Source organism: Faecalicatena contorta (assembly GCF_021531995.1).
Classification (GTDB): Bacteria; Bacillota; Clostridia; order Lachnospirales; family Lachnospiraceae; genus Dorea_A; species Dorea_A contorta_A.
On sequence record NZ_JAFBIZ010000141.1, the window covers coordinates 1 to 6320 of the forward strand.

Sequence of the window (6320 nt, forward strand, 5' to 3'; positions counted from 1 at the left end):
CAATACATGATAATAATATTCACAGCTTTTATTTTTTTCAGATGTCCTTATCATGATCAATTCCTTCGATATGGTAAATTGTTTTATAACTACATCAAAATTTATTTTATCCATCCGTTCTTCTGGAACTGTAATCTTCATCATGTATTCTTTATCGTCTGTTTCCAAACTCCCTTTAAGTATGTGATACCTCGTCATGATAACAGCAAACCCAATAAGAATCATGACTATAGCAAACACTATTATCACCAAAATTACAATCTCTTTATATAACAGCATAATGATGGTCTGTACTGTCATGGAATAATTCCCAATGGCAGTACTAGATCTTCCTTACTATCCTCCTCTCTATCAATTTGATAATTTACCCAAGGTTATTCTGTATGTATTAGTTTAAAACTATTTCACAATAATGAAATCTCATAGGGCAGATGGGATTGAAAACATGTGGTTGCATAATCTCTATCTACTCAAACCCCTTCTTTCCCATCTATTGCCCCTTTATATAAACATCAGACATATTATTTTATGCATGCCGATGGAATTGCTTATATGTTAATTTCCCGAATCCTGTGCTTGCACCCCAGAGCTATCTGTAATATTCATACCACTTTGAAGACTCGGGTCAAACAGTTTCACATCCACATTACCACCTGATGAATCAACAATATACATCTTTACTGTTGGAAGAATCTTATCCAATGTCTCCAGAAGCAATCTGTATTTTGTCGTATCCTCCGTATAAATTGCAGAATTATTCTGGTATTCTTTTAGCATACTCAGGAATTTTTCAGTATCACCTGTTGCGCGCGAAATCTGTTCTTCCTTATAAGCCTCCGCCGCAGAAATTTTTTTCTCTGCATCAGCACGCGCTTGTGGAATCAAGCTGTTAGAATAACCATTTGCTTCGTTAATAGCTGTTTCTTTCTCCTCTTTTGCAGTTGTAACATCCAAGAAGGCATCTGATACTTCACCCGGTGGAACAATTGACTTAATATTAAAAGCCGTAATTTGCATACCTGAATCATATTTATCTAAAATATTCTGTGCAATTTGCAAAATATTGTTCTGTGCTACAACCTTTTCCGAACTTAGTACATCATCCACGGCAGTGTTTGCCATCATTCGTACAAGAGCAGATTCAACACTGTAACGTACCAATTGCTCACTGCTCCCATTGATGTTATACAAAAATTTGGCTGCATCCACTACTTTATAATGAACAACTGCCTGTGTCGTAATGATATTCTCATCACCTGTTAACAACTGAATCGCCTGCGGTTCTTCCTCTGGCTGATGTACATGTTCCGGTAGCGACATCCCTACATCAGCTCGTCTTACTTCTGATACATTTACCTTTTGCACCTGGTCAATCGGGAATGGTAATCTATAGTGTAATCCTTCCTCCACCGGCTGTACCTGCACCACTCCAAATCGTCGAATGACAGCTTGTTCTCCAGGACTAACAATATATATTCCTGTTAGCAAATATATAACAACTACCGCACCTCCAACAGCCAGAATCGCTTTTCTAGGATTAATATGACCAAATGCATTTTTCAAATCATTTATAGTATTCCCACCGGTTCCTCGGAATATCTTCTTTATTATAACTGTAATTTTTCTCACAGTTCGGCCTTCTTTTCCATTTATTTTTCCAGCTAGTTTCTTCCCTTTTTCTAAGAAGCTTTCGCCTTTTTTATCTGGGGAAACTCTTTTTTTTCGTTTCCACATAGCCTGTCCTCCTCGCCTTATTTTGAACTACCACCTAGATACTTCAAGATTTCCGCCGTGGACGGTAATATCAAAGTAGTATTTCCATCTATCGTTTTTTCGTAAGTCTCCAAGGTACGGATAAATTCATAAAAATCAGGATCTTTCTGGAATGCCTCTCCATAAATTCTAATAGCTTCCGCATCACCCTCTCCCTTGATTTGTTGCTCTTTTTTATAAGCTTCAGCTAAAATAAGCTGTTGCTCTTTTTCTGCATCAGAACGTATATTTGACGCTTGTTCACTTCCTTCTGCACGATATTTTTGTGCCATCTGTTCCCGCTCTGCACTCATTCTGTCGTAGACACTTTGCTTATTTGCTTCTGGAAAATTCAATACACGAATCTGTGCGTCCACAACTTCTATTCCATAATCTGCCGCCTGATCTTTCGCATATACCACTACTTCTTCTGTCATTTTATCTAGTTCCAATTTCTGTTCATCTGTATTAACAAGCTGTTCCAGATTATATTTTCCCATTTGCACTCCTAGACTTGAAGAAAATACATCCATAAGCCGTGATTCTGCACCCACTTGATTTTTCACCGTTTTCAAGAATGCTATCGGGTCTACTATCTTCCATGTTCCATAATAATCCAATGCCACACTTTTCTTATCCAGTGTTAGTAGTTCTATAGAAGAAGTCTGATATACCTGTACCCTCTTATCAAGATACTGAACTGACTGGATAGGATCCGGAAGTTTCACTTTCAAGCCTGGATTTTCATCCACTCTTACCGGATTTCCAAACTGTGTCACTACCGCATATTGAGTAACATCCACCTTGTAAACTACAAGAGCCGCTACAAAAATTACTATTGTCAACAGACCTCCAACTATCATATGTTTAGATATTCTTTTCTTTATTTTTATCATCTCGATTACCTCCACCGTTTTTTCACATCTATTCCTCCGATTGTGTTGATGCATTCTTCTGGTTTGCAATCCATAGTTCTGCGTTATCAACATTAACACCTACTCCTAATAGCACCTTTTGTACATTTGGCAAGACCTTATCCATCGCTTCCATATACATCCGGAACTCAGTAACCCCCTTTGACTTCGCATATTCCTGCTGTCTTGCAGTGAACAGGGACGCATCTCCTTCCGCTGTACTGATTTTATTCTGTTTATAACTCTCTGCATCAGCTACCAGTTTATAAGCGTCTGCATTGGCCTGTGGAATAATCGTGTTTTTATAAGCCAATGCATCATTGATGTATATACTCTTATCTTGCCGTGCTGTTGCTAAATCCTGAAAACTTGCCATTACACTTTCCGGCGGATCTGCCTGTACAAGCTGTACATTGACAATTTCTATACCTGTACCATTCTTTTCCATCACAGCTTCCAAAAGCCCTTTTGCACTTTTTTCAATATCTGTTTTTCCTTCTGTAAGAATATAATCAATTGTACTCTTTCCTACTATTTTACGTATGCTTGTGGTTGCTCCTGACTGAATCAGCAACTCGGCATCAGATACATTCAACACATAATCCGATGTGTCATTAATCCGATAATTTACCACTAGGTTGACATTAACCAAGTTTGTATCTCCAGTCAGAAGTTCCTGTACCCCTACCTCAATCTTCTGAACATTATCTGACTTTATAATACTAACCTCTTCAAACGGAGCTGGCAGTCGATAATGAATCCCAGGCGTTACTTTTTCGTTCACAACAGCTCCAAACCTGCGAACAACTCCGGTTTCATCTAAACCCACAAAATAGATTCCGGACAAAAGATAGGCAGCGGTCAGCACACCAGCTATACCGGCAATCATCTTCTTATTTCCATGAAAACCATGCACATGTCCCATATGTACATCCGTCCTCTGTTCCATTTCTGGATGTAGCAGCATAGACAAATTAGATGTAAATATTTCATAGCCTGATATCATCAGTAATACCATTGCAACAACCGCAGAGATCTTATCCAGATCCGGCATTCCAAACAAGGAACCTACGATTCCCACTAACACAGCTATAGAGCAGTACATATCCATTTTTGAATGGTAACCATCCGCTATAAGGCTTGACGACCCTGTTTGCTCTCCTACATAAATTTTGTACCTTGCCATGAAATAATTAATTGCTACTCCGACAAAAGCTGCAGCCGCTACAAATGGCACATATTTAAGCTCTGTCTGTTCCCCGCTTAATGCATCAGACAAGATTTCTATTCCCATAATAAATATAAATACTGATACAAAAATTGCGAGTAAATGTTCCAACTTTTTAGATGCCAACCGTAGTTTTTCTGTGCCATGTCTCGCTGCCATCAGTCCGGCAAATACTACACTTGTCACGAAAACATCCGTAAATGAATGCCATGCGTTTGCCTCCAGTCCTATGCTCCCCGATATTTTTGCTAGGAAAAACCGCAGTACAATCAAAATGATATTTGCAATAAGCGTTATGAATATCGTTTTTTCCTTTCTGCCCATTTTTCTCTCCTTTCAAATGTGTCTATGTGTTATTTTTTTCTTCTTTTAGAAGTTTCTTTAATGTTCTGTTATATATTTTAAACTCCGCCTCTTCCAGCATTTTCTCTTCCATGTCCTGTATCTGCCGATCATGTTCCTGCTCTTGTAAATGACTCTTTATTCCTTCCGACAATTCCTCCAAAGATGCAAGGTTCTCCTCCATGCGATTTCTTACATAAAAAATGTAATATCCTTTATTGTAATCCAGCACTTCGCTAAATTCCCCCTTTTTCAGAGAAAAAACAACATCTGATATTTCCTGCACCATATGACCTTTATCGAAGGTACCAGAAAGCTCCCCACCGGAAGATGCAGAAGAATCCTCCGAATACTTTTTTGCCACCTCCGCAAAATCCTCTCCATCACGTACGGAAGCAAGCGCTTCATTTGCCTTTGTCAAAGCCTGCTCTTTTTTCTCCCCATTTGTTCCCTGATCAATCCAGATCATGCTCAATTCCACAGTAGCAGGCGTTGTTAAGAGTTCTTTATTTTCCTCATAATATTTTGCAATTTCTTCTTCCGTAGGCTCTTTCAAGTTTGCATCCACTTCCTCCTGATGCATGACTTGGTAAAGATACTGTATTTTCAGTTCTTCAAAATCATGTGTTTTACTGCCGTCCGAAGAAGCACCGTCCTCACTTTTTTCAAGTAAGAGTTCTTTTGCAATGATTTGCTCTACAAGTTTTTTTCTTGATTCATAAGTCAAAAGTTTCTGTCTATAAACTTCCGAGAGTTCTTTGAATTCCGTATAGAATTCACCTAAAGTGTATCGTCTGCTATGAACAGAAAAGAGCATATCATTTTTTCTTTCTGTATATTCTTTATCCATTTTTTCCAGCATAAGGGTTCCTTTGATTTTATCCGAAACCTCTGAAATAGGTTTGGTCCCGGTTGCCTGCTTTTTATCCAGCTTCAGAATACTTACCGTTCCATCTGTATTCACAATAGGATCGCTGACTTCCCCTTCCTTCATTTCCCAGATAACAGCTTTTGTACTACCGTCATCTGTCCCTTTTGTCAGAGTTCCCTTTGTCACTTTCCCTGATTGTGAAAAAGCTGTCGCCACATCTTGAAAACTTTCACCTCCTTTAATCCTACGTATCGCTTTATTCGCTATGTCAGCTTTTTCCTTAGCTATTTTAAACTCACTGTATTCAGCCTTTTCTTCCGTCCGATATTGTTCCAGGTTAACATTATAATAGTTTTTTATCTCTTCATCCGTCGGAGAGTCTATTTGTAGCACTTCAAAGTTGACTTGCAGACCTGCTGTTTTTTTCAACTCTTCAATATAATCACTTATAAAACTCTCATCTTTTTGATTCGACAATGTCTGGCGAATTTCATCCTCCACCTCTTCAAATGTCTTGCCATCAAAATCCTTCTGGTTTTTATTGTAATATTCTTGCACTTCTAGCTTTGGAATAGATTCCGGAACAATATTATCTTCATGCAAATCTGCCATATATTGCTCTACCGTAGCGTCATTCAGCAAATCCTCCATCCCATGCTGCACTTCTTCACGGTTTGTAATTCCTTTTTTCTCCGCCCAGTCATTGACAATCTTCTCTACTGCCAGCTTGGTAACCATTTGCTGATAACCGTTAAGTGAATCAATAGGATGAACTTCGCATTCCTCTGTGGAATCGCATTTTGAATGATCATATCCATGAGTTGGGCAAAAAATATGTTCCTGTTCTTTTGCTGATTCAACTTCAATAAATTGATTCAACTGATCAATAGTTATATTGTTACCGTTATATGAACCCACCACGTCAGGTTTTGGAGGTCGAGACTCAACTAAATCCGGAAGGAACTTCCACACAAGTCCACCAACGACCCAAAATATAGTCACTGCTATTCCTATAATCTTCCACCTTGTATTGCGTTTGGTTGGCGTTTTATTTAATTCAAAATCATCTAATGAATCAGATAGTACCTGCTCTATCTCTTCAAGATTAATATTTTCTATCTGAAGCGGCGTATCCTCCTGATTTCTCTGAAAGTTTTTTTCTTCATTTCTATTTGTAATATCGTCATATATTTTCTCTGCCTGTTCTTTCCCT

The 6320-nt window shown here is 38.4% G+C and carries 5 protein-coding genes; all 5 read right to left on the reverse strand.

What is annotated here, in order from left to right:
* Nucleotides 1-252 (reverse strand): hypothetical protein (locus JQM82_RS13895; RefSeq protein WP_235250992.1); only part of this gene is annotated, 252 nt, incomplete at its 3' end.
* A gap of 303 nt (nucleotides 253-555) precedes the next feature.
* On the reverse strand, nucleotides 556-1734 hold the full coding sequence (hflK, locus tag JQM82_RS13900; protein WP_235250993.1) for an FtsH protease activity modulator HflK: 1179 nt from the start codon (nucleotides 1732-1734) through the stop codon (nucleotides 556-558).
* A gap of 17 nt (nucleotides 1735-1751) precedes the next feature.
* Nucleotides 1752-2648 (reverse strand): protease modulator HflC, encoded by an 897-nt coding sequence (hflC, locus tag JQM82_RS13905; protein WP_235250994.1) that lies wholly within the window; start codon nucleotides 2646-2648, stop codon nucleotides 1752-1754.
* A gap of 28 nt (nucleotides 2649-2676) precedes the next feature.
* Complete coding sequence (gene hflK, locus JQM82_RS13910) at nucleotides 2677-4218, reverse strand: FtsH protease activity modulator HflK (protein WP_235250995.1); 1542 nt, start codon at nucleotides 4216-4218, stop codon at nucleotides 2677-2679.
* A 22-nt stretch (nucleotides 4219-4240) separates the two neighbouring features.
* The coding region (locus JQM82_RS13915) for a peptidyl-prolyl cis-trans isomerase (RefSeq protein WP_235250996.1) at nucleotides 4241-6320 on the reverse strand (2080 nt) is incomplete at its 5' end.